Annotated in this window: 1 protein-coding gene; it reads left to right on the top strand. The window is 66.4% G+C overall.

What is annotated here, in order from left to right; all coding sequences use genetic code 11:
• A partial coding sequence (locus AB0G02_RS35190; RefSeq protein ID WP_360803257.1) for a family 43 glycosylhydrolase occupies positions 1-1,755 on the top strand: 1,755 nt, incomplete at its 5' end.
• Between the last annotated feature and the right edge of the window lie 743 nt (positions 1,756-2,498).

Here is a 2,498-nt window from a genome sequence, read left to right as displayed (position 1 = left end):
GGCGCCAACATCGTGCAATGGGCCGACGGCAACGGCACCAACCAGCAGTTCCGGCTCGCGGACTCCGATGGCGGCTACGTGCGCCTGATCAACCGCAACAGCAACAAGGCCGTCGAGGTCCAGGGCGCGTCCACCGCCGACGGCGGCAACATCGTCCAGTACAACGACTGGGGCGGCACCAACCAGCAGTGGCAGCTCGTCCGGCTCGGTGGCGGCACCACCACCACGACCACGACCACCACGACGACGTCGCAGCAGCCGTCCGGTCAGTACACCAACCCGGTGGTGTGGCAGGACTTCGCCGACGTGGAGGTCATCCGGGTGGGCGAGGTCTACTACATGACCGCGTCGACCATGCACTACTCCCCCGGTGCGCCGATCCTGCGCTCGTACGACCTGGTCAACTGGGAGTTCGCCGGTCACTCGGTGCCGTCGTTGGACTTCGGCAGCAAGTACGACCTGACCAACGGGCAGCGGGCCTACGTCAACGGCATCTGGGCGTCGACCCTGCAGTACCGGCCGAGCAACGGCACGTACTACTGGGCCGGCTGCATCGACTTCAACGACACCTACATCTACACCGCGACCAACGTCGAAGGTCCGTGGAACCGGCACGCCCAGATCGACAACTGCTACTACGACGCGGGCATGCTGATCGACGACAACGACACGATGTACGTCGCGTACGGCAACTCGACCATCAGCGTCGCCCAGCTCTCCGCCGACGGGCGCACCCAGGTCCGCTCGCAGCAGGTGTTCCAGACGCCGTCGAACGTCGGCACGCTGGAGGGCTCGCGGTTCTACAAGCGCAACGGCAGCTACTACATCTGGCTGACCCGGCCGGCGAACGGCCAGTACGTGCTGAAGTCGAGCAGCCCGTTCGGCCCGTACACGATGCGGCAGGTGCTGCTGGACCTGCCGGGCCCGATCTCCGGCGGCGGCGTGCCGCACCAGGGCGGCCTGGTGCAGACCCAGAACGGCAACTGGTACTACATGTCGTTCGTCGACGCCTACCCCGGTGGTCGCGTCCCGGCGCTGGCCCCGATCACCTGGACCTCCGACGGCTGGCCGACGCTGCAGACGGTCAACGGCCGGTGGGGCGTGAACTACCCGTCGCCGCTGCCGACCCGACCGGTGAAGCCCCTGACCGGCGCCGACACCTTCAGCGGCACCACGCTGGGGCCGCAGTGGGAGTGGAACCACGACCCGGACACCTCGAAGTACTCGGTCAACAACGGGCTGACGTTGCAGACGGCCACGGTCACCAACGACCTCTACGCCGCCCGCAACACCCTCACCCACCGCATCCAGGGACCGACGTCCACCGGCACCGTCGAAATCGACTACAGCACGATGCGTGACGGCGACCGGACCGGTCTCGCGATGCTTCGCCAGTCCTCGGCGTGGATCGGCGTGAGACGGGACAACGGCCAGACCCGCGTGGTCATGACCAACGGCCTGGCCATGGACGGGAGTTGGCGCACCACCAGCACCGGCACCGAGGTCGCGAGCGCCGCGGTCAGCGGCGGCCGGATCTGGCTGAGGGCCAACGCCGACATCCAACCCGGGTCGAACCGCGTCGCGCGCTTCTCCTACAGCACGGACGGCGTGAACTTCACCCCGCTGGGCTCGAACCTCACGCTCAACAACACGTGGCAGTTCTTCATGGGCTACCGCTTCGGCATCTTCAACTACGCCACCCAGTCACTGGGCGGCTCAGTCACCGTGCGGAAGTTCGACCTGACCACTCCCTGACCCTCACGGGTGCACCGTCCCGGGTGGCGGTCCCAGCGCGGCCCTGTCGGGCTCGCCGGGGCCGCCACTCCGGCTTTTGCGGACCGGATCGGACGCTGCGGCGATCGGACGCCGAGCGCAGGGCCGTTCGCCTCGGCAACGATCTGAATCGATGCGCGCTGACAGTCGAAATTTGCGAAAGTAGTTTCGAATATTCTCGAAATTTTCGACCGGTTCGTCGGTATCTGCCACTCGAAGATCGGCATCGGACAGAACCGGTTAACCACGCCCTTGAGCTGCGTTTTTGGTGCGACTCCAAGATCCACAGTGATCACCTCACCGACGTTCATGCTGGCAAACGCGCCCGTGGGCCGAGGTGGGTTGAGCCTTGATTGCCCAAACTGTTTCGACTAATACTTCTTAACGTTTCGGAGCGAACGGGGATGGCCGAGGGACCTCGACCACCAGCACCGAGCGGATCTCCGACCGCTTCCACCCAACTCAACCCACCTCCCACCCGCGACCGCGCGGGTGCTCCTCAGAAAGCGCCAAACATGACGCTGACAGCGAAGTCAGTCTCACGAGTCGCACTCGTGTCGACACTGGTAGCCGCGGCTGCGGGCGCGGTGGTCCTCACGGCGTCGCCCGCCAGCGGTGCCGCCTCCACGCTCGCCGCGGCGGCCCAGCAGAGCGGCCGCTACTTCGGCACGGCCGTGGCCGCGAGCAAGCTCGGCGACTCGACCTACGTGAACATCCTGAACCGG

This window comes from Actinosynnema sp. NPDC023658, assembly GCF_040639995.1.
Lineage (GTDB): Bacteria > Actinomycetota > Actinomycetes > Mycobacteriales > Pseudonocardiaceae > Actinosynnema.
Note: the sequence above shows the minus strand (reverse complement) of the source record. Positions and strands in the feature narration are given on the sequence as shown.